The 23250-nt window shown below is 39.6% G+C and carries 20 protein-coding genes; 9 read left to right on the top strand and 11 right to left on the bottom strand.

Going from position 1 to position 23250, the window contains the following annotated elements; translation table 11 throughout:
• Window positions 1–19: 19 nt before the first annotated feature.
• Window positions 20–931, bottom strand: a complete 912-nt coding sequence (locus JN11_RS18275; RefSeq protein WP_144914859.1) for a hypothetical protein — start codon at window positions 929–931, stop codon at window positions 20–22.
• A gap of 299 nt (window positions 932–1230) precedes the next feature.
• Between JN11_RS18275 and JN11_RS18270 the strand changes: the two genes are divergently transcribed.
• Window positions 1231–2784, top strand: coding sequence for a glycoside hydrolase family 10 protein (locus JN11_RS18270; RefSeq protein ID WP_144914857.1), 1554 nt, complete (start codon window positions 1231–1233; stop codon window positions 2782–2784).
• 2 nt (window positions 2785–2786) lie between these two features.
• On the opposite strand, the gene JN11_RS18265 is transcribed toward JN11_RS18270, so the two are convergent.
• From JN11_RS18265 to JN11_RS18250, 4 genes are all read right to left on the bottom strand, one after another.
• A complete protein-coding gene (locus JN11_RS18265; RefSeq protein WP_144914855.1) occupies window positions 2787–3536 on the bottom strand; it encodes an SDR family NAD(P)-dependent oxidoreductase in 750 nt (249 codons plus the stop codon).
• Window positions 3537–3540: 4 nt separating this feature from the next.
• Window positions 3541–4329 carry a DUF1835 domain-containing protein gene (locus tag JN11_RS18260; RefSeq protein ID WP_144914854.1) on the bottom strand — a complete coding sequence of 263 codons (789 nt, stop codon included), beginning with the start codon at window positions 4327–4329 and terminating at the stop codon, window positions 3541–3543.
• A gap of 313 nt (window positions 4330–4642) precedes the next feature.
• Window positions 4643–6787 (bottom strand): carboxy terminal-processing peptidase, encoded by a 2145-nt coding sequence (locus tag JN11_RS18255; protein WP_144914917.1) that lies wholly within the window; start codon window positions 6785–6787, stop codon window positions 4643–4645.
• A 225-nt stretch (window positions 6788–7012) separates the two neighbouring features.
• Window positions 7013–7627 carry a hypothetical protein gene (locus JN11_RS18250; RefSeq protein WP_144914852.1) on the bottom strand — a complete coding sequence of 205 codons (615 nt, stop codon included), beginning with the start codon at window positions 7625–7627 and terminating at the stop codon, window positions 7013–7015.
• 194 nt (window positions 7628–7821) lie between these two features.
• Here JN11_RS18250 and JN11_RS18245 point away from each other — a divergent pair, with 194 nt between their 5' ends.
• Window positions 7822–9135, top strand: a complete 1314-nt coding sequence (locus JN11_RS18245) for an amino acid permease (protein ID WP_144914851.1) — start codon at window positions 7822–7824, stop codon at window positions 9133–9135.
• A gap of 116 nt (window positions 9136–9251) precedes the next feature.
• Complete coding sequence (locus JN11_RS18240) at window positions 9252–9773, top strand: hypothetical protein (protein WP_144914849.1); 522 nt, start codon at window positions 9252–9254, stop codon at window positions 9771–9773.
• 9 nt (window positions 9774–9782) lie between these two features.
• Here JN11_RS18240 and JN11_RS18235 read toward each other — a convergent pair whose 3' ends face one another.
• A complete protein-coding gene (locus tag JN11_RS18235; RefSeq protein ID WP_144914847.1) occupies window positions 9783–11015 on the bottom strand; it encodes an aspartyl protease family protein in 1233 nt (410 codons plus the stop codon).
• 52 nt (window positions 11016–11067) lie between these two features.
• On the opposite strand from JN11_RS18235, the gene JN11_RS18230 reads away from it, so the two are divergent.
• Window positions 11068–12393, top strand: coding sequence for a D-alanyl-D-alanine carboxypeptidase/D-alanyl-D-alanine-endopeptidase (locus tag JN11_RS18230; RefSeq protein ID WP_144914846.1), 1326 nt, complete (start codon window positions 11068–11070; stop codon window positions 12391–12393).
• Here JN11_RS18230 and JN11_RS18225 read toward each other — a convergent pair.
• The 5 genes from JN11_RS18225 to porX all read right to left on the bottom strand — a co-directional run bounded on the left by JN11_RS18225 (window position 12387) and on the right by porX (window position 17524).
• A complete protein-coding gene (locus tag JN11_RS18225) occupies window positions 12387–13397 on the bottom strand; it encodes a YihY/virulence factor BrkB family protein (RefSeq protein ID WP_144914844.1) in 1011 nt (336 codons plus the stop codon). The genes JN11_RS18230 and JN11_RS18225 overlap by 7 nt on opposite strands.
• 99 nt (window positions 13398–13496) lie before the next feature.
• Window positions 13497–14180 (bottom strand): M15 family metallopeptidase, encoded by a 684-nt coding sequence (locus JN11_RS18220; RefSeq protein WP_144914843.1) that lies wholly within the window; start codon window positions 14178–14180, stop codon window positions 13497–13499.
• Between the two features lies 1 nt (window position 14181).
• Complete coding sequence (locus JN11_RS18215) at window positions 14182–15408, bottom strand: alanine dehydrogenase (protein ID WP_144914841.1); 1227 nt, start codon at window positions 15406–15408, stop codon at window positions 14182–14184.
• Window positions 15409–15460: 52 nt separating this feature from the next.
• Window positions 15461–15877: a tRNA (adenosine(37)-N6)-threonylcarbamoyltransferase complex ATPase subunit type 1 TsaE gene (gene tsaE, locus JN11_RS18210; protein ID WP_144914839.1), complete on the bottom strand. Its 417-nt coding sequence runs from the start codon at window positions 15875–15877 to the stop codon at window positions 15461–15463.
• A 93-nt stretch (window positions 15878–15970) separates the two neighbouring features.
• Entirely contained in the window at window positions 15971–17524 is a 1554-nt protein-coding gene (gene porX / locus JN11_RS18205) for a T9SS response regulator signal transducer PorX (protein ID WP_144914837.1), read from the bottom strand.
• Between the two features lie 239 nt (window positions 17525–17763).
• Here porX and JN11_RS18200 point away from each other — a divergent pair, with 239 nt between their 5' ends.
• From JN11_RS18200 to JN11_RS18180, 5 genes are all read left to right on the top strand, one after another.
• A complete protein-coding gene (locus JN11_RS18200; RefSeq protein WP_144914915.1) occupies window positions 17764–18993 on the top strand; it encodes an HD domain-containing protein in 1230 nt (409 codons plus the stop codon).
• A gap of 139 nt (window positions 18994–19132) precedes the next feature.
• Entirely contained in the window at window positions 19133–20167 is a 1035-nt protein-coding gene (gene lpxD / locus JN11_RS18195) for a UDP-3-O-(3-hydroxymyristoyl)glucosamine N-acyltransferase (RefSeq protein WP_144914836.1), read from the top strand.
• Between the two features lie 91 nt (window positions 20168–20258).
• On the top strand, window positions 20259–21668 hold the full coding sequence (locus tag JN11_RS18190; protein ID WP_144914834.1) for a bifunctional UDP-3-O-[3-hydroxymyristoyl] N-acetylglucosamine deacetylase/3-hydroxyacyl-ACP dehydratase: 1410 nt from the start codon (window positions 20259–20261) through the stop codon (window positions 21666–21668).
• Complete coding sequence (gene lpxA, locus JN11_RS18185) at window positions 21665–22450, top strand: acyl-ACP--UDP-N-acetylglucosamine O-acyltransferase (protein ID WP_144914832.1); 786 nt, start codon at window positions 21665–21667, stop codon at window positions 22448–22450. Before JN11_RS18190 ends, lpxA begins: the two co-directional genes overlap by 4 nt.
• A 124-nt stretch (window positions 22451–22574) precedes the next feature.
• Window positions 22575–23246, top strand: a complete 672-nt coding sequence (locus JN11_RS18180) for an ABC transporter ATP-binding protein (RefSeq protein ID WP_394348831.1) — start codon at window positions 22575–22577, stop codon at window positions 23244–23246.
• The last annotated feature ends 4 nt before the right edge of the window (window positions 23247–23250 follow it).

Genomic DNA, 23250 nt, shown 5'->3' with positions numbered 1-23250 from the left:
AGGGCTATTACTAATATTTTTATTTTAACACAAAGGTGGTTTTGCCCATAGTATAACCATCAGCATAAAGCAATACGGTATATGAGCCTTTTTGAAAAGGAGCAGGGTTAACCCATTCAATGGTGTAACCACTGCCATCATTTTTAAAGTCGATAGATGTTTTATAAGTGTCTTGTAGATCTTGTCCGTCAGAGCTAAAGTTAGCTGAATCTGTGCCGGTAATCAGGTTGCCGGTTGGATCAATAATGCGCACATAAATATCATGCATTCCTTGTTGTGCAATATCATTACTTGCAACAGTGAAATTGATTTTTATCTTTTTAGCAGGGCCTGCACGTTTTACATCCACCTCTTTGCCACTGCTTTTTACTTTGTAAGCAACAACATCGGCAGTAGCTATTTTTATAGCCGACCCAACTTTAACCTTGGTTCCCAAATCCTCATTTTGTTTTTGGAGGGTGGTGGCTTTTTCATTTACGGTAGCGAGATTTGTTTTTAAGGTATCTCTTTCGGTGGTGAGATCAGCGTTTTGTTTTTTCAGTTCCTCAATATCTGCTGTGTATTTGGTTACAAAGTACCTCAACTGTTTTACATCTTCCTGAGCTTTGGACAGTTCGGCAACGGTAAGTTTACCTTTAGCCAGTTCGCCGCGTAACACTTTTATTTTAGCTTTTAACGAATCGTTTTTAGCCATTAACTCAGCCGACATTTTGGTTTTTCCAACATTTACCTGTTCAATTTGAGCTTCCAAACTGTCAAGTTCAGTTTGTAATCTGGTTTTTTCATCGTTCTGATAGACGATTCTTGTATCCGATTTGTTTTTTTGAAGGTACAAGTAAACATCAGTAGCAAGCAATGCCAATACAACCACTATCAGAAAGTAAATGACGTTAGAGTTTTTTTTGGGTGTTTGCCCTGTTTGGTTTTCCATAGTAATTAAGTTTTAGTTTATTATAGTTAGTGTGCCCCGATTATAACTAATAAATTTCACAATTGGTTTGTTTTTAAGTGCATAATTTTAATTATTTATCAGTTATAACGTTTAAATATATTAAAAAGTTAAAAATATCAAACAGATTTAATCAATGGAAGTCTAAACATTTAATCAGGAGAGATGTTAAAATAACAGCAATAACATATAAAACACAAAATAAGGGTAATTATTATATCAGATACTAAAACAGCTAACTTTTGAGTTTCATATCTTTGGGGCGATTAAATTTTTTATTGATGTACATCTACAGGCTATTAACTCTTCTAAGTATAATTTTCTTTATAACCACAAAAGCAATAGCCCAGCCTGCTAATACCCCGGTAACCGAAAAGCAAGATCCTAAACGTGAGTTTAGAGGGGTTTGGATAGCCACAGTTGAAAATATAGACTGGCCCAGTACTCAGCACTTAAGTTCCGACCAGCAAAAAGCCGAATTAATTAGTCAGTTAGATGCGCATGAGCAAACGGGCATTAATGCCATAATGTTCCAGATAAGGCCGGCGGCCGATGCTTTTTATGCCAAAAGCCGCGAGCCATGGTCAAAATGGCTTAACGGTAAACAGGGAAGGGGGCCAATGCCTGTATACGACCCACTTGAATTTGCTATAAAAGAAGCACATAAAAGAGGGATGGAGCTGCATGCCTGGTTTAATCCTTACCGTGCCACCAACGATGGTAATTTTGCAGCTTTAAGCCCTGAACATATTACCCGTATAAAGCCTGAATGGTTTTTTATTTATGGTGGCATCAAACTTTTTAATCCGGGTATACCAGAAGTACGTGATTATATTGTTAGGGTAATTTTGGATGTAGTTGATAATTACGATATAGATGGCGTACATATGGATGATTATTTTTATCCATATCAGATTGATGGGCAGCATATTGATGATGCACAAACCTTTAAAACCTACGGTGGGGATTACACAGATATAAGAGACTGGCGCCGCCATAATGTTGATACGCTTATAAAAATGCTTAGCGACAGCATTCACAAACATAAGCCGCGTGTTAAATTCGGGATAAGTCCATTTGGGATATGGGCCAATCAATACCAAAATCCAGAGGGTTCGGACACCCATGGTGGCTCATCTTATTATGAATTATTTGCCGATTCAAGAAAGTGGGTAAAAGAAGGCTGGGTTGATTATATTAACCCGCAACTATATTGGCCAATTGATAACAATTCGGCCGCGTTTAATAAATTACTGGATTGGTGGAGCGATAACACGTATAACAGGCATTTGTATATTGGCATGGCCGCATACCGCATTAATGAACATCACAAAAATAAATTTAAAGATCCGGGGCAAATGCCTGCACAAATCAGATATCTGCGTAATAACCCAAGAGTTGAAGGGAGTGTTTATTTTAGCTCCAAATCATTATTAAATAACCCTCTGGGCTTTACCGATTCCCTTACCAATAATTATTATAATAGCCTGGCCCTGCCACCGGTTATGTTATGGTTAGATTCTATACCGCCTAATGCGCCCCGTAATTTTGTGGCTGTGCAGGGAAAAACCGGGGTAGATTTAAAATGGGAAACCCCATTGCTGGCGCGTGATAAAGAACCTGTTTACGGGTATGTAATCTATCGTTTTGAGGGGAACCAAACGGTGGATCTTACAGATCCACAATTTATGCTCCATATTCAATATAACGATACATCTGCTTTTACCGATACTACAGCCGAAAAAGGTAAAACCTATTTATATGTAGTTACCGCTATTGACCGCTTAAAGAACGAAAGTGAACCATCGCCAACAATTGCAGCAACATTAAAGTAAAATTAGCTGTTCATTATTGCACCGCAGTTGATATCAAGCGTTTGCCCGGTTATGGAGCCCTGGCTTAAAAGATAAGCTACCAACCCGGCAATTTCTTCCGGTTGGCTCATGCGCCTTAGTGGCACGCTTTGCATGGCAATATCATAAAACTCATCCTTGGTAATGCCTATTCCATCAGCAATACCCTGCAATCCTTCCTGCGACATTTCGGTATCTACCCAACCCGGGCATATGGCATTCACCAATATTTTTTGTGAGGCATACTGTACCGCCCATGAACGCATTAGACCCAGTAAGCCTGCTTTTGAAGCACAATAAGCAGAGTAATTGGCAACGCCCAATCGTGCCAGTACAGAGGAGATGATAAGTATATGTTTTTCGCCCTCTACCTTTTGCAGGTGTGGTAGAAAGGTATTTACAAAATTATAGGTGCCAGTTAAATTGGTTTCTATAATATTATGCCAGCGGTCATTTTCGCTCCAGTAATTTTCGCCGCCAATGCCTGAGTTGGCTACCAGGCCATCAATAGCAACATCACGTAATTGGTAGGCAACAGCACTTAAGCTCAGCTTATCGGTAATGTCGGCAGTGAATACAGCATGGTCGCCGGGGGCAAGGCTATTTAACGTTTGTTTTAGTTTGGCAGCGTTGCGACCCAATAAAATACAGTTATGCCCGTTTTTGCTGAGCTGCTGAGCTATTGCCCGGCCTATACCGCTGCCCGCTCCGCTGATAAGATATGTTTTAGCCATGGCCTTACAGATTGATCAATGATTTACTTTTGAGCCTACTAAGATAAATATCAATTTCCATATCGCCCATGCCATAAATTTTTTCGCTTGCCCAAAAGGCCTGATAAATTTGTGGCCTGGTTTTATAGTCATAATTATAAATATCCAGTAACTTTTGTTCAATATAATTGAGGCCGTTTGAATTTATCTGCAGCCGTTGCAGTTGTGCTTCCAATGCTGGTTTTAACAGGTGCAAGCTTCCCCAAAAGCCTGTTTTAGCCAAATAGGTTTTCAATTTTTCAACATCGCGGCTAACGTATATGGCCCATGCTTCGGCAGCTAAAATGAAATCGAAACCGCTTAACTGAACCCTGATATTATCATACAAATACTCCAGTTCTTCACCGTTTAATTCGCCCATACCCCTAAAGTTTTCCTTGCCGGGATAATCTGCAGGGCAAATGAGGTAGATATTTGGTGATGACAGATCTGTACGTTGTTTAAGATAGGTCATTACCCCAAGTAAATTGGCCTGGCAATGCAGATCAAACTCAAACCAAAGATTGATTTCATCATAAGGCTCATCCAATAGGGCAAGCTGGCCCAATACTTTTTGTTGATAGTTTTCGGGTATATCCGTAAACGCACCCGCTATCCATTCTGACCGGTTTCGCCAGAAACTGGCGGACATTATGTTTTCTTCCAGTGGCCCTTCTGATAATACTTCGCGCCAAACCATTATATCGCCATCGAGGCCGGTATCTTCAAAACTGTTTGCGGTAGCGTCGCCGTTAAGGATGTGGAGGATATTCATAAAATTAAGTTATACAAAATAGTTAATGCCTTTTAAATAAAAACGTTTAATTTTTTATGATGATGTTATTTAACATGAATAATACAATTACTCTCCCAATAAAGCTTTCAGGCTTTCAATGGTATCTGCCTCTTCCTTAGGTTTAATCATGCCGCCAGCGCAATATGCGGGGAAAATGCAGGGCAATGCCTTTGTCAGTAAATTCAAGCAGTGGTTTTCTGGCCATGGTACATGAATAACTTATATAACACAAATAGGTTTTAAACAACAAATCCCGGCTTAACCGGGATTTGTTGTTTATACTGTTGAGCCATTAGTTAGCCGGCACTATTGTGCTGGTATACTTAGCATCCAAACTTATATAGTCGGTTAGTATCTGGCCCGCTTCTTTTTTAAGGAAGTCCAGATCTTCGTTTCTTGGTTTTGCTTCTCCTTTTTTCAAGGCAGGTAAACCCATTGCTACCCGGCGCTCGTTTTCATCTTCAAACGATCTTTTATCATCAGCATCACGTTGTTGTTTTAGCTTTTGCTCATTAAGAGTGATACTCTTTTCATCTTCGTGCTTTTTGAACTCAGCAATATCCTGCAATAAATATTTATAGCTGGCACTGTTTTCCATACGCTGATCATGCAGTTTCCTTAACTGAGGTACAACTTGTGTAAAGTCGCCCACTTTGGTATAGTTGCTTTTAGCAATTACATCAAAAGGCATGGCCGATGGTTCAGTATCTTCACCATATTTATCCAAAGGAATAATAGAGGGGAACTGAATATCAGGTGTTACGCCTTTATGCTGAGTTGAATTTCCTGTTATTCTGTAAAATTTGGCTATGGTTAAGTTTAACTGCCCGAAAACACTCTGGCTACCAGTGTTTACCGGTTTTGTAGTGGTTTTTTTAGTTAATGCTGAAATGCGTTCAATTACAGATGGACTGATCACCCTATCCAGATCGATAGCATTTTGAACAGATCCTTTACCATAGGTTTGTGTACCGATAATTAAGCCGCGGCCATAATCTTGTATCGCTCCTGAAAAAATTTCAGTAGCTGATGCGCTGAAACGGTCAACCAGAATGGCAAGCGGGCCGGTATAAGCTATTGAAGGATCTTCGTCTTTATCAACCTCAACCTGGTTATCAGAATTTCTCACTTGTACAACAGGACCGGTTTTAATGAACAGACCTGTAAGATCAACTGCTTCCAATAAAGAACCGCCACCATTTTGGCGCATATCCATCACTATACCATCAACACCTTTTTGTTTTAGCGAATCAATAATCAGCTTAACATCATGTGTGGTGCTTTTGTAATTTGGATTGCCTGATTTGTAATCGTTAAAATCGATATAGAAAGCAGGTACCGAGATGATTCCGATTTTTAAAGATTTGCCATTGCTTTCGTAAGTACGGATTTCGCTTTTTGCTGATTCATCTTTTAAAATAATCTTTTCGCGTACCATTTCAACTATTTTAGGCTTGCTGCTAACGCTGGTACCTTTAGGTAAAATTTCTAAACGTACAGTGGTTCCTTTTGCGCCGCGTATTAAGGCTATGGCATTTTCAATGCGCCAGCCCACAACGTTCTGGAATGCACCGTCTTTACCCTGGGCTACAGCAACAATGCGGTCATCAATATTTATCTGGTGACTTTTATCAGCAGGGCCGCCACTCATAACCGAACGGATGGTAATAAATTCATTTGAAGTAGATAAACCGGCACCAATACCTTCCAGCTGACGTGACATTTCGATATTGAAATTGGCCGCATTTGCCGGATTAAAATAATTGGTGTGTGGATCTATAGCTTCGGTAAACGCATCCATAAAGATTTGGAAAACATCCTGATTGTTCAGTTTATTAGCCTGGGTTAATAGGCTTTCGTAGCGTTTCTTTAATGTTTCCTTGTTTTTAGTCATATCTGGGTTGGCTAATTTCAAGTTTAACAAATCGTATTTTACACGCATTCTCCAAAGGTTATCCATTTCACTTTGTGAGGCTACCCATGGCTGGTTATCGCGGTCATATACAAAAGTTTCGTTCTTGCTATAATCAAAGTTATCATCAATATGCGCTATTGAATATTGAATATGTTCCAGGTATCTTTTCTGGTAAACGTTGAAAATATAAAATACGTCGGCAAGATTTCCTTCCTTCACATCATTATCCAATACAGTTTTGTATTTATCGAAATCCTGTACGTCAGAAGCTAACAAATAATTATGACTTTCATCCAGCGATTTGATATAACGGTTATAAACCACCTGCGAAATAGAATCATTCAGTTCAACTTTTTTGTAATTATAGTTGGAGATAAATTGGGCAACGGTTTTAGCAACAATACTCTGCTGCTCATCGGGCTGAATGTCATTTGATCCGGCCACTTTTATGTGTTTTGGCGGCGCTGCTTTGCACGCAAGTGCGGCACCTAGCACCAACACTAAATATAACTTTTTAAACATATCCTTTACAGTATTTAAGTCGGGGTTTTTAACCATCAATCCTTGTGCCTAATTTTTAATTTGCTAATGTAAATAAAAAGAGACAGTGATAAACCGTCTCTTTATTACGAATAACAATAATACAATTAATGTTTTATTTGTTTTATAAAACGCGACGCATTTTACGTTATTGTTACAAAGTTAATTATAACGACTTGTGTGCTAATACACAGGTGTTTAAATTTGTTAACCGGCCTTTGGTGTACCCTGTGGTTCTTCGGCGTAGCGTACATCTACTTTTGGCGTTTGCTTAAGATATAATATTTTTTTGTCAATAGCCGCTTCCTCCTCTTTAAAATCTCTTAAGCAAGCAAGGTCATGTGCTTCTGTTAAATCCTGTAGTGCCTGTACATAGTCGCCTAAACCGGCTTTTATGGTAGCCAGGTCAATCAGGTTGGCAATGGTGTGTTTATCGTCGTTTTGACTGCGGGAGATAAGATTGCTTTGTAAGAGGTACCATTTAGCTTCAGCATACCTGTTTTGTTTAATATATAACCGGGCCAGATCGCTAAAATTGTAGCTTGCATCAGCATACACTCTGAAACGCATATTATGTTGGGCCGTTTTCATTACTATGGATTCCTGTGCCAGGTAGCTGTATTCGGTACTTGCCAGTGCTTGTGTTATAATAGCCGGAGCGGGGTGTAAAGTTGCCACAGGCAACAGGGCCGCTGAATGGTTTGCCATTGGTTCAATAGCTTCCGGTCGCTCATGTTTTTTTAATAATTTATCAACGCGGTACCATTGGGCTGAAGCAGAAAAACAAAAGGTACTCAACAAAATAATCAGAAAAATTCTCATTAAATATTTTCGGGGGTTATTACAATATGCGAAAGTAGTAATATTTGATTCAAAAAATGCTATTGTAAAAAGGTTGTGTACTTAAAAGCAGGCAATTAACTAATAAAATCAAGTCGGCAGGTTATTGTTATTAATTTAAACGAAAATATTATGAAAAATCAATATCTTGTAACTGTAAAACCTCACAATTAAAAATGGCCGGAAAGGCGGGAAATAATAAAATCGGACTGTGGCCTGCCACCTCACTGGTTGTAGGAAATATGATTGGTGCCGGCATTTTTTTGGTGCCGGCAGCGATGGCCTCCTTTGGAAGTATTGGCTTATTGGGATGGGTATTTGCGGCTATTGGTACTTTTTTTATAGCAAGGGTATATGGCAACTTAAGTATGTTATTACCTCACAGTAATGGAGGCCCTTACGCTTATACACGCCATGGCTTTGGTGATTTTGCAGGATTTTTAGTGGCCTGGGGCTACTGGCTGTCAACGGTTTGTACTTTGGCCGCAATTGCTATATCTTTTGTAAGTGCGCTGAGCACCTTTTTCCCAATACTGGCCACTAATGCTGTTGCTGCTGTGATCACCGGGATGAGTGCCGTATGGCTGGTAACCTGGATTAATAACCGGGGTATTAAAACATCAGGCAGTGTACAATTGATTACTACTATTTCAAAGTTATTACCCTTGCTGGTAATTTCATTTGGTGGATTGTTTTTTATCAGGATGCAGAATTTTCATCCGTTTAACAGCACCGGCGGTTCGGTAGCTGATGCCATATCTTCATCGGCAGCTATTACCATGTTCTCTTTTTTGGGGATTGAGTGTGCTACTATCCCTGCCGATAGTGTTATTAATCCGGGTAAAACCATATCCAGGGCAACTATGTTGGGTTTGTTAGTTACAACGGTGATTTATATAATGGGCAGTGTGAGCATTATGGGTATTATCCCCGCAAAAATACTGCAACATTCTGTTACACCTTACGCTGATGCAGCCGTAATCATGTTTGGTAGTAATGCCAGATATTGGGCAAGTGCAGGAGTAGCTATTGCTGCCTTTGGCGCTTTAAACGGATGGACCCTGGTACAGGGCCAGATGCCCCTTGCCGTAGCGTATGACAAACTGTTCCCATCCATATTTGGCAGGCTAAACAAAAGAGGTGCTCCGTATTTTGCATTCATTATCAGCGCCGTTTTTGTTTCACTTTTTATGGTGATGAATTATACCCAAGGGCTGGTTGAGCAATTTAAATTCTTATTACTATTAACCACGTTAACTACGCTTGTACCTTACCTTTTTTCGGCAGGGGCATATATTATTATCCGGATACAGGAAAAACAAAAATATAACACCGGCTGGTTAACGGCAATTTTAGTTGGTACATTTGCTTTTGTATATTCGCTATGGGCCATTGGAGGTTCGGGGCGAGATACCGTTTACTGGGGCTTTTTGCTTTTAATGGCCGGAATACCCTTTTATGTTTGGGGCCTTTATAAAAAGGCGGTTTGATAAATTATTGAGAAGTATCCTTTTACTTATAAATAGGCTGAGAAGGTTGCCATTGTTACAAGCAGGTAACATGAGCCGGTTTATATTTAAGCATTGTTTAAAATTAAAAAATACATATGAATCCTAATCCTATGAAAAATGTTTTAGCCATCATCCTTTTATTATTATCATCATTACTGGTAAAAGCACAGGATAGAAAACCACAAGCCCAACCCGACAGCATGATTAAAATTATGCCCATAGAAGGCAGGCGACACGATGAGTATGTTTACACTATTGGCGGAAAAGTGCAAACAAGAGAGGACGTTATGATCAGGTTAATGGCCTATGCGCCATCGGCAATCGAAATAAATAAAACCAAAATCAATCATACCTGGACCTATATTACTGCTGGTGGAGTTGTTTTATCATCTATTGGAGCAGCAATTGAGTTTGGTAACAATAACAAATATGCCACCGAAACAATGGGTACGATTAACGGGATACCTACCCCTATTTACCAAAAGCACAGTTTGACCAGCGCTTACGTTTTTACCGGATTGGCAACCGGATTTTTAATAGCCAATATTATCAATTTTACCAGGGCAGCTAAACATAGCCGTAAAGCATTAAAAGTATACAATCAGCGATTTGAGTAATAATGCTTATTAGATTCTGCGTTTTAACGTGAGGATAACACCATCCAGCTTTTTGTCATGAAAAATTTGAAGCAATAAACTACGGTCGCTTTGTGATTTAAAGATGGTGTCGATTTGTTCGAGGGTCATTTGGCTTACCGGTTTAAAATTGATGGATATAATCTCATCATCTTTTTCCAGACCAACCGCATCTGCGGCTGAACCTGGTTCTACACGGCTTATAATAATATGATTCAGATCATCCCCAGTTGAGTAATATTCTAGCCCGCTCATGTCATGCTCAAAGGGGTCATTATAGCCAACTCCTGGTTTCAGGTAAATAACGCTATCCGGATAGTCTAGTATTACTTGAAACCTCTTTAGTATTCCCATACCCAGGTTGCCATCCCTTTTTATTTGCTGACCCTTTCCATCATCAGAAGGAAAAGAAGTAATCACATTTTTAATTTTAAACTTCCCGATATCAACCTCACTAATCCTGCTCAAAAAGCCATCAATAGGGCCGGTTAACCCGATACCCAAATTTGCAGCTATAAACTTTTCAGGAAGGCCATGATTTTTTATAACATTTTCGAGCGATATAGGATGACCTGCTCCCAGATCGAGCACCAGTTTATCATTCGTTTTTGTACCATTTGGAAAAATGACTTTTGCATTTACATAAGGCTTTCTATCTTCAATACTTATGGGTATTTTGACCCCTTTTCTAAAAACCTTAATATTTTTTGGATGCGAAACCGTTAATGTACTATCGGCAAAATTAATTTTAACAGCCAGATTACTAAAAAACTCATAACCCAATAAGCCATGGATATGCATGCCTGCATAATTAGAGAGGCCAAAATGATCTTTTTTTAGTATAGCAGCACCAATGTCATAACTTTTAAGGCCGCTTATACCAATTTTTAAAGCAGAAGTAATGTAAGCTTCATAATCATCACCCTCACCCAATCCGCCAATTTTTAAAGTGCGTTTATTCTGAATATCGATTGAATCCACTAATTTGGGATCGGTAATCAGCATAAGGCCAACCCCGGTATCTAAAATAAAATTAAAAGGGCCCTTATCATTTATATTTAGTTGAATAATTATCATGTCCCTTACCATTTTAAAGGGAATGGTTACGTGTTTACTGTTTCCTGTTATATCAAAGTATTGTGCCTTGGCCATTAAGCCGCTGCACATTAAAATAAACAGAACAATTACACGCAGGTGCTTTACCGTAAAAAATAGCCTGCTCAACTAATGTTTATATTTGGTTACTAAATATACAGTTTAAGTATCATAAATATTAATGAAACGTAAAGTATTTGTAATTACCATGCTAATAAGCAGCCTGTTGATGCATACAGACTATTCCATAGCCGGCAGGATAAAAAGGAGAAAAGTAAAAAAGTTATTTAAGCATTCGCAGCTATTGAACAGCCATTTTACAGGTTTTGCCTTATATGATCTGGATAACAAAAAGATGGTATATGCGCAAAATGAAGACAAATACTTTACACCTGCATCAAACACCAAACTGTTTACTTATTATACCTGTTTAAAAATGCTGGGTGATTCAATTCCCGCATTAAAATATGTGATACACGGCGATTCTCTTATTTTTTGGGGTACCGGAGATCCTTCTTTTTTGCATAGTGATTTGAAGGGCATTAAAGCATTTAATTTTTTGAAGAATAGTCACAAAAAGCTATTCTTTGCTGCCGGGAATTATACGGGTGATATATATGGCGATGGCTGGGCCTGGAACGATTACAATGATTACTATCAGGCCGAAATTAATGAATTACCCGTTGAAGATAACGTTGCCCTGCTTTATGCTGATAAGAATGATTCGCTGCAAATACAACCTGCCGGCTTAAAGAAATACTTAAGGTTAGATAGTACTTATCATCCACATAGTTTCAGGGTACGGCGGGATTTTGTGAGCAATTTGTTTATTTACCCCGTAATGCCGCTGCCTAAAAAATACAGGCAGGAAATACCCTGGAAAACCAGTGCTGATTTAACCGTTTCGCTTTTGCAGGATACTTTAAAAGATACGGTGAGGCTGATAACTATGCCGCTTACTGCTGATGCACAAACATTGTATGATGAAAAAGCAGATACGGTTTATAAACACATGCTGCAACCCAGCGATAACTTTATTGCGGAGCAACTTTTACTGGTTTGCTCATCAACCAGGTTTAAAACACTTAATGCTGATTCGGTGATCAGTTATTCAAAAGCACATTTTTTAAATGATCTGCCGGATGCACCACAATGGGTTGATGGTTCGGGCCTATCGAGGCAAAACTTATTTACGCCGCGGAGTATTATTACCCTTTTGTGCAAAATTTTGGATGAAGTAAAAAGTGATAGTCTTGTGCACAGTTTGATGCCGACCGGCGGCATTGTCGGCACTATTAAAAAAGCATATAAAACAGACAATGGGCAGCCATTTATCTGGGCAAAAACAGGATCGCTGAATAACAATTACAACCAGAGCGGGTATTTTATAACCCGTAAAGGCAAGCGTTTTGCTTTTTCATTTATGAACAATAATTTTATACAGGCAGATAGCCAGGTGCGTGATGAAATGGTAAAGCTAATTACCTTTTTGCATGATAACTATTGATTTGAAATTGATTTTGAATGTGGAGATTTAACATTCTCCTTTTTTAGCGTACCGCTGATTTTTGGATTTTGCGTAGGTAACTGGCTTACTACTTTTTCAACTTCGGTTTGTTGAACAGATACGGCATACTCGGCAGGTTCAATTTTGCAGCCTGTTGCTTCGGCATATACCTGGGTAAACTCGGCACCTATGTATAGAATGGCCGCGGTATAGTAAATCCATACCAGTATAACCAATATGGAACCTGCTGCGCCATAAGCTGACGTTTTTGCTGTATATTGAACATACAGGTTAATAGCATACTGGCCCAGCATAAACAATATTGCTGTAAAAAAAGCGCCACTGCGGACTTCTTTCCACTTGATTTTTACATCGGGCAAAAATTTAAAGATAATACTGAAAAGCACAGAGATAACAATAAAGGTTATACCCAGATTAATGCCTTTTATAATTAAGGTAGTAATAGTGTGCATAAAATGCTCAACCCAAGTGCCCAGCGCGCTTATTAAAAGATTTACTAATAATGAAGCCAGTAGCAAAAAGCCCAGACTTATAATCAGCGAAAAAGAAAGGAACCGGTTTTGGATCAGCTTTAACCAGCCTTTTTTAGGTTTGGCTTTAACCTGCCATATAATGTTTAATGAGTCCTGTATTTCAATAAAAATACTGCTGGCACCCAGTAATAAGGTGATGATGCCAATTACTACCGCTGTTGTTGATTTACCAGAAAGCTGTAAGTGTTTTAATGCATCCTGTATTTGCTGTGCAGCTTCGGCCCCAATATAATGGCCCATTTCGAGATATAGTTTATCTGTTGCTACTCCCTGACTAAAAAACAGGTTGATTAGGGATATAACCAGAATTAACAGTGGAGCCATGGAGAAAATGGTATAGTATGCCAGTGAAGCACTCAATTTTAGTCCATTGTCATCAATAAAGCCCATAAAGGTAGCTACCAGTATGTTCCAGATATTTTTGAGATATTTTTTGCTAAAAAACTTCATGCCGGTTTTGAAATTGCCACAATTAGATATACAGCTTTGTTCATTGCTATAAAAAGACTTATTAGCAAAAAATGTTTGCAGAGAATTTTAAACGGATGATTATTGAATTTCGGAAAAAGGGATATCAAGGAGTGGATAGCTTGCCCAGCCGTTAAAATCATAGTGCCACCATTCGGTAGCTATTACTCTAAAACCGTGTGCTGCCATAACACTTTTTAATAACTCGCGGTTGGCTATTTCTTGTTTGGGTAAATCAGCATAGTTAGCACCGGCCTTTTTGCTGAAACTATCAAAACCGGTTGGCATATCCAATTCTTTGCCTGTTTTAAGGTCAATTAAACTCATGTCAATAGCGCAGCCCCGGTTATGTTTTGACCCTTTGCGCGGATCGGCCACAAAATTGGTATCGGGGGTTTCTTCATAAAACTTTACGGTAACGGCATAGGGGCGGTAAGCATCATATATCTTAATACCCAGGCCACGGGTTTTTAAATCTTCCTCCACATCCTTCAAAGCCATTACCACCGGCAGCCTTGCAAATGCCCTGGCTTGCTTGTACATTTTGCGGTGCATAAAGTTATCGGAAGTGGCATACCTGATATCAAGCACTATGCCGGGTATGTATTTGTTAATTTCAACCAGGCGGATATTAGGATTGGCCTTAATTTGCTCCGTATAGCTTTTTAGTGCCATTACTTTTGAACTATCAATGTATTTATAATGCTGGGCCGATGCAGCACAGCAAATAAAACCTGATAAAAACAGAACAATAATATATTTCATATTAACGGTGCGAAACGATAAGCAGGTCGAGATCTTTGCAGGGGATAGAAAATCTTTCGCCCATATGTTTATTGGTTAGCTGGCCATGGTAAACGTAAACAGCATCCCGGATACCCGATTTTTGCCATATCACATTTTTAAGACCACCATGCTCGCCGATATCCAACAATATAGGGGTGAAAATATTAGTTAAAGCATAGGTAGCAGTACGTGCCACGCGCGATGCAATATTGGGCACGCAATAGTGGATCACATCATATTTGCGGAAAACAGGATGTGTATGATTGGTGATTTCGGATGTTTCGAAACAGCCGCCCTGATCAATGCTGACATCAATAATTACCGAATTCGGTTTCATGCGGCTCACGGTTGCTTCTGATACGATGCAGGGGCTTCGACCATCTTCTGCACGCATTGCGCCGATTGCTACATCGCAGGTGGTAATTGCTTTTTCCAATACGATGGGTTGTACTACTGAAGTAAATACCCGAGCGCCAATGTTATTTTGCAGGCGGCGTAATTTATAAATAGAAGGGTCAAAGACCTTTACCTCGGCGCCTAATGATATGGCAGTACGTGCGGCATATTCACCAACTGTGCCAGCTCCTAAAATTACAATTTCGGTTGGGGGAACACCTGTTATGCCGCCAAGCATTAAGCCCTTGCCATCAAATATGTTGCTCAGGTATTCGCCGGCTATGAGTATGGAGGTTGCACCAACAATTTCGCTCATTGCCCTTACTACACTTAATGATCCACCTTCATCCCGTAAATGTTCAAAGCATAGGGCGGTTATTTTTTTGTTGAGCATGGCATGCAGGCATTCGGCCTTTAAGGTTGATACCTGCAGCGCTGAAATAAGGATTTGCCCGGGTTTCATCATCTCAATTTCGGCCATTGTTGGCGGCGCTATTTTGATAATGATGTCGGCCTCGTAAACCCTTTTGGTATCATAAACTATTTGCGCCCCTTGTTCGCTGTAATCTTTATCCTTAAAGTTTGCAGCTTGCCCGGCGTTGCTTTCCAGCATTACATCGTGCCCGTTGTTGATGAGCAATGCAACAGATAGAGGCGTTAACGGAACCCTGTTTTCCTGGAAAGATACTTCTTTCGGAATGCCTATATAAAGTTTGTCTTTTTTATTTTTAACCTCCAGCATGGATTCCTGGGGTTGCATTAAGGCTTGTTTAGCTATATCCGAAAATCCACTGTATTTGCCTGAACTCATTGTATATTACTTTCTGGTTGATGAAGATAATAAAAAACGTGATATGTTAAAATTAAATCTTTTCAATAAGTATCTGCCGCGAGTGATTGCCGGTAACTTGTATCTCAATTTTTACATAATGATCCGGCAGCAGGTTAGGGATTTTTTCGGGCCATTCAATAAAGCAGTAGGCATCGGCATAAAAATATTCTTCATACCCCATATCCAATGCTTCTGATTCATTTTTAAGGCGATAGAAATCAAAATGAAAAATTCTGTTCTTTGAGCCAATGTATTCATTCACTATGGAAAAGGTAGGGCTCGTTACCGGCTCGGCAGTACCTAAATATTCGCACAAGGATTTGATAAGGGTAGTTTTACCCGCCCCCATATCTCCGTAAAAAAGAAAAATACGGGAGTTTGCCGAATATGATATGATTTCGGCTGCTACTGCAGGAAGTTCAGCGGTGGATGTTACGTTTAGAAGCATGAATTTAAACAGACCTAAGTTAACCGCCACGTCATTGCAAGATACGAAGCAATGACGTGAGGCTTTGAATGTTCAAATTTAAAAAATATCCTATTACTTAGGCCCGTAAACCGCAATAGGGATCAGCATTTCTTCTAACGAGATACCGCCATGTTGGAAAGTTTCATTATAAAAATTCACAAAGTGATTGTAGTTGTTAGGGTAAACAAAGTAACTATCCTCCTTGGCAAATACAAAGCTTGAGCTTACATGTAGTTTTGGCAGCATAGCATCATGCGGGTTGCGGATATGGAATACCTCTTTAGCATTAAAATTAAGGTTTTTACCTTGTTTGTAACGCAGGTTGGTATTGGTATTTCTATCGCCCACAATTTTGCTTGGGTTTTTAACGCGGATGGTTCCGTGATCGGTAGTGATAATTACCCGTACTTGTTTTTGAGCCAAAAACTTAAGCAGGTCAAATAAAGGAGAGTGCTCAAACCATGATAGTGTTAGTGAACGGTAAGCTGCATCATCACTTGCAAGCTCACGGATCATTTGCATATCGGTACGGGCATGTGAAAGCATGTCAACAAAGTTATAAACCACCACATTCAAGTCGTTGGTCATGAGGTTGCTTACCGAATCATTAAGCGCACGACCCTCATCAATGTTTAATATTTTGTTATAGGAATGTTTGATATCGCGACGCAATACCCTTTTTATCTGATCTGCAATAAACTCACCTTCAAATAGGTTTTTGCCGCCTTCGTCCTCATCATTCTGCCACATTTGCGGGTAGCGTTTTTCCATATCCAAAGGCATCAGTCCGGAGAATATAGCGTTACGGGCATATTGGGTGGCTGTAGGTAAAATACTGTAGTAGGCATCTTCCTCTTCCAGCCTGAAATATTCCGTAATAATCGGATTAATGATCCGGAACTGGTCATACCTTAAATTATCAATCAAAATAAAGAATACAGGCCCTTTGCCATCCAGTTTCGGGAAAACTTTCTTTTTAAATAATTGCGGTGAAATAGTTGGCCCGGTTTCCGGATTTTTAATCCAGTCGACGTAGTTCCTTTCAACAAACTTGCAAAACTGTGTATTTGCTTCGGCTTTTTGCAGGGTTAATATTTCGTGCATCCCGGCATCTTCCAGTTGCTCCAGCTCAAGCTCCCAGTAAATGAGTTTTTTATAAACATCTACCCATTCACTAAAGCTCAGATAATCATTCAGGGTCATGCCCAGGTTGCGGAAATCCTGCTGGTAAGCCATGGTGGTTTTTTCGGTTACCAGACGTTTATTTTCAGTAAGCTTTTTAATGGTAAGCTGTATCTGTTTTGGGTTTACCGGTTTTATGAGGTAATCATCAATTTTTGAGCCTATAGCATCTTCCATTAAATATTCCTCTTCGTTTTTAGTAATTAAAACAATAGGAACATCATTATTAATATTCTTTATTTGCGATAGTGTTTCCAGCCCGGTTAAGCCCGGCATGTTTTCATCTAAAAAAACAAGGTCGAAGTGGTTGTTTTTAAAAGCATCAACCGCATCGTTTCCGTTGGTTACGGTAGTTAGTTTATAGCCTTTTTCGGTAAGGAAAAGTATATGCGGTTTTAGAAGGTCAATTTCATCATCGGCCCATAATATGGTTGTATCTTGCATGATCTGTGTTTTATTAGTGTATTTGTATGAACCGGGATTAAATTTTACCGGGTTATAGATTAAATGTTATAAGCAAATAAATGATTAACCCTGCAGGGAAGTAAATCCTGGCTCAGACAATGATATAAACCTCAAAGCACGGGTTTTGTTGTTGATTAATAAAGCGATTAACATAAATTAACAAATATACTACATCTGTATTACCTTTATTTAACATTTTTGTGCAGATTATACCGCCATTGAATAAAAAGAAAATAATAAACGATCCGGTTTACGGCTTTATCAGTATCCCAACGGAGTTGATATTTGACCTTATTGAGCACCGGTATTTTCAGCGTTTAAGATATATTAAACAGCTGGGGATGACGCACCTGGTATATCCCGGAGCGTTGCATACGCGGTTCCACCATGCTTTGGGAGCCATGTATTTGATGGGGATGGCCATTGAAACATTACGCAATAAGGGGCACCAGATAAGCCATGAAGAAGAAGAGGCTGTTATTGTAGCGATATTACTGCATGATGTTGGGCATGGGCCATTTTCACATGCGCTGGAAGAAACCATAGTGGAGGGGATATCACACGAGGATATTTCGTCGATGCTGATGGAGCGGTTAAATGAACAGTTTGATGGCAAATTAACTATGGCCATTGATATTTTTAATGGTACGTATAAACGGGAGTTTTTGCATCAACTGGTATCCAGCCAACTGGATATGGACCGGATGGATTATTTGAACCGTGATAGTTTTTTTACAGGGGTTTCGGAAGGGGTAATCAGCTCTGACCGCATCATCAAAATGCTGAATGTAAAGGATGATCATATCGTAGTGGAAGAAAAAGGCATTTATTCTGTCGAAAAGTTTTTGATTGCCCGCCGCTTAATGTACTGGCAGGTGTATCTGCATAAAACAGTTATAGCTGCCGAGCAGTTATTGGTCAAAGCACTTAAGCGCAGCAGGGAACTCGCCTTAGCCGGTGAACCTATTTTTACAACACCTGCACTGAGCCATTTTTTGAAGAAGCCTATTAGCAGGGATGCCTTTATGAAGGAAGACCACCACCTGGAGGCTTTTGCCAGTTTAGATGATACCGATATTATGGCCGCTGTTAAAGTTTGGGCCAACCATGATGATTTTGTGTTAAACAAATTATGCCGCGACCTCGTACAACGCAATCTTTACAAGGTTGATATAACCAACGAGGCCCCGGATAAACAATTTATTGCAGATTTGACGAATAAAGCGATGGAGGAGTATGGGATTACAGAACATGAAGCTTCTTATTTTGTGTTTGATGACACCATACGTAACAAGGCCTACAAATCAGGAGATGGTAATATTGGTATTTTAATGAAAAATGGCACCATAAAGGATATTACTGCTGCCAGTGATAATTCAAACCTGGAGGCATTAGCCAAAACCGTAAAGAAATATATACTTTGTTATAAAAAAGAGTTGATTAATTGATTAAGTTAGATTAGGGTTTATGGCATCAGAGAGAAGATAGTTTTTATGCTTTTTGAACCCGGTCGAACGTGTAGTTAGTCAAACTTAATCAACCAATTAATAATTTTGCTGCTTTAATTTTAACATTTAAATTTGCCCGATGCAATTTACTGCGCACGAATTAGGTTTGATGCTTAACGGAACCATAGAAGGTGATCCGGAAGTGTCAGTAAATCAACTGGCTAAGATTGAGGAAGCCAGGCCTGGAAGCTTATCTTTTTTAGCTAACCCCAAATACGAACAATACTTATATACAACAGAAGCCTCGGTTATTATTGTTAATAAAGACCAGGTACTGACTGAGCCGGTAAAAAGCACATTGCTACGGGTTGACAATGCCTATAGTGCCATTACTATTCTGCTTGAAAAGTATAACACTATTAAACTTAATAAAACCGGTATTGAACAGCCCAGCTTTATTCATGCATCTGCAAAGGTGGGTGAAAATGCTTATGTTGGTGCATTTGCTTACATTGGAGCCAATGTAGTAGTGGGTAATAACTGCAAAATTTACCCGCAAACATATATTGCCGATGATGTGGTTATTGGCGATAATGTTACTTTATATCCGGGAGTTAAGGTTTATTTTGATTGCCGCATAGGCAGTAATGTAATTATACACTCAGGAACTGTAATAGGAGGCGATGGCTTTGGCTTTGCTCCGTTACCTGACGGCACTTACAGTAAAATAAGCCAGATTGGTAATGTTATTATAGAAGATGATGTGGAAATTGGCGCTAATACTACGGTAGACAGGGCAACCATGGGATCAACCATCATCCGCAAAGGAGTAAAGTTGGATAACCTGATACAGATAGCCCACAATGTTGAAATAAGTTCTAATACGGTGGTTGCTGCCCAAACAGGTATATCAGGCAGTACCAAGGTTGGCGAAAATTGCATTATTGGTGGCCAGGTTGGTATTGTGGGCCATATCACTATTGCAAAAGGTACACAGATACAAGCACAATCCGGCATAAGCAGGTCATTAATTGTTGAAGGAAAAAAATGGGCCGGTTCGCCGGCGGTATCCTATACGGATAACCTTCGGTCGCAGGTGGTTGTAAACCGATTGCCCGAACTGGAAAAGAAAATAAACGAACTTGAAAAAATAATTGCCGAATTGCGAAAGTAGGCCATTAGTATATTGGATCATCAGCTTTATTGGTGCATGCCAATAATAACTGATGTAAAAATGAACTAGTGAAAAAATGGATTATGCTACAATGAACGTAAAACAAAAAACAATAAAAGGGCCAGTTTCTGTTTCGGGTACCGGTTTGCATACCGGCGAACGTGTAACTATGACCTTTCATCCGGCTCCTGAAAACCATGGCTATAAATTCAGAAGGGTTGATATTGAAGGCTCTCCGGTAATTGATGCCGATGTTGACAATGTTACCGATACTTCACGTGGTACCACCATTAGCCAAAATGGGGCCAGCGTAAGTACCATTGAGCATGTTTTGGCCGCATTAGTTGGTTTGGAGCTGGATAACGTGATGATAGATCTTGACGGGCCAGAAACACCGATAATGGACGGCAGTTCTATTTTGTTTGTTGAAGCGATTAAGGAAATGGGACTTGTGGAGCAGGAAGCTGACCGCGAGTATTATCACATTCCATATAACATTCATTACTCAGAGCCCGACCGTAAGGTTGAAATGGTTGCCATGCCATTGGACGATTACCGTTTTACCTGTATGGTTGATTATAATTCACAGGTATTGGGTAGCCAGCATGCCAGTATTTCTACTATATCTGAATTTATTAAGGAGATTGCTTCCTGCCGTACTTTTTGCTTTTTGCATGAGCTGGAAATGTTATTAAAACATGACCTGATAAAAGGCGGTGATTTAAATAACGCCATTGTTGTTGTTGATAAGGATGTTGATGAAGAAGAGTTGCAGCATTTGGCTAAAATATTTAACCGTAAAGACATTAAAGTAGCCCCGCAGGGTATTTTAAACAATATTGAACTGCGCCACCAGAATGAACCGGCACGTCACAAACTGCTGGATATGATTGGAGATTTGGCATTGGTTGGTGTTCCGTTACGCGGACATATTATGGCTGCAAGGCCAGGGCATGCTGCCAATGTGGCCTTCGCTAAAAAGATAAAGGCCCTTATAAAAAAAGAAAGAAGCCGTAAACACATAAAAGTTTATGACCCTAATGCTAAACCGGTATATGATACCGTTCAGATCATGAACATTTTGCCGCACCGCCAGCCGTTTTTATTGGTTGATAAGGTTTTGGAATTAACCAAAAACCATGTGGTGGGCTTAAAGAATGTGACCATGAACGAAGAGCTTTTTAAGGGACATTTTCCGGGGATGCCTTTGTTTCCGGGAGTGTTGCAGATAGAGGCGATGGCACAAACAGGTGGTATACTGGTATTGAATACGGTGCCCGATCCTGAAAATTATATTACCTTGTTCCTTAAAATAGAAAATGCGCGTTTTAAAGCCCCGGTTGTTCCGGGTGATACGCTGATTTTCCATTGTAACCTGATTGCCCCTATCAGACGCGGTATTGCACAGATGAAAGGCATTGGCATGGTTGGAGATAAAATTGTTGTAGAAGCCGAACTGATGGCTCAAATTGTAAAAAAACAAAATACTGAAGAAGCATGATCCAGCCATTAGCATACATACACCCACAGGCTAAAATAGCCGACAATGTGGTAATTGAACCATTTGTTACCATACATAAAGATGTAGAGGTTGGCGAAGGAACCTGGATAGGTTCAAACAGTACCATAATGGATGGTGCACGTATAGGTAAAAACTGCCGTATTTTTCCAGGTGCTGTAATTTCTGCTCCACCACAGGATTTGAAATACCGTGGAGAACAAAGTACTGTATCTGTTGGCGATAACACCATTATCCGCGAATGCGTTACCTTAAACCGCGGTACCGCTTTAGATAAAAATACAACTACTATTGGCAGCAACTGCCTGCTGATGGCCTATGTACACGTTGCACACGATTGTGTAATTGGCGACAATGTAATTATAGCCAACTCTGTACAGCTTGCCGGGCACATAAATGTTTATGATTATGCTTTTATCGGTGGTACATCTGCCGTTCACCAGTTTGTTGAAATTGGTGCACATAGTATGATATCTGGTGGTTCACTGGTGCGTAAAGATGTTCCTCCTTTTACAAAGGCCGGTCGGGAGCCATTATCATACATTGGTATAAACTCAGTTGGTTTACGTAGAAGAGGTTTCACTGCTGCAACCATTAACGAGATACAGGAAATTTACCGCATTATATTCCTTAAAAAATATAACATCACCAAGGCCCTTGATATTATTGAAGCAGAGTTTAACCCAACTATTGAACGCGATGAGATCATCAACTTTGTTCAAAACTCGCAGCGTGGTATCATGAAGGGATTTGGAAACTCGTAAGTTTTTTGTCCATGGTCGATAGTCCATGGACCATGGTAAAAGAAACATAGGGATGGGTTTAAAACCCATCCCTATGGAAAACATCTCGGGACAATCCCGTTTTGAAAATCAATAAATAAGATCTATGGTCCATGGTCCATGGTCTATTGACTCCACAAAAATGACCATTACCCTCGAAAATATTGGCAGGCGTTTTAATCGTGAATGGATCTTCAGGGGGGTGAACCATACCTTTACCAGTGGAAAAATTTATGCCATATTGGGGCCAAATGGCTCGGGTAAATCAACCTTATTGCAGGTTTTAAACGGGAGTTTAGGGCCATCTGTTGGCAAAATAGCCTACTCTTTTAATGGCAAGCCTGTTGATGCTGAAAATGTTTATCAACACCTTAGCCTTGCAGCCCCTTATCTTGAACTAATTGAAGAGTTTACTTTAAATGAGATGATTGATTTTCATTTCAAATTTAAAGCTTATAAACCCGGGATAGATAAGGATATGATTATTGATTTGCTTGCCTTACCTGGCAGTAAAAATAAAATGATCAGGTACTTCTCATCTGGGATGAAGCAGCGGCTTAAACTGGCGCTGGCCTTTTGCGCAGACACACCTATGTTAATGCTGGATGAACCGACTTCTAATTTGGATAGCCAGGGAGTTGACTGGTATTTAAACCTGGTACAAAAATTTGCTCAAAACCGCCTAACTATCATTTGCTCCAACCAGGAACATGAATATAATTTTAGCGACGAGCAATTAAATATTGTGGATTATAAAAAGGATAGCTCAAAAGCATAAAGCT

Source organism: Mucilaginibacter frigoritolerans, assembly GCF_007830615.1.
Classification (GTDB): Bacteria; Bacteroidota; Bacteroidia; order Sphingobacteriales; family Sphingobacteriaceae; genus Mucilaginibacter; species Mucilaginibacter frigoritolerans.
This window is presented reverse-complemented; position numbering and strand designations above follow the sequence as displayed.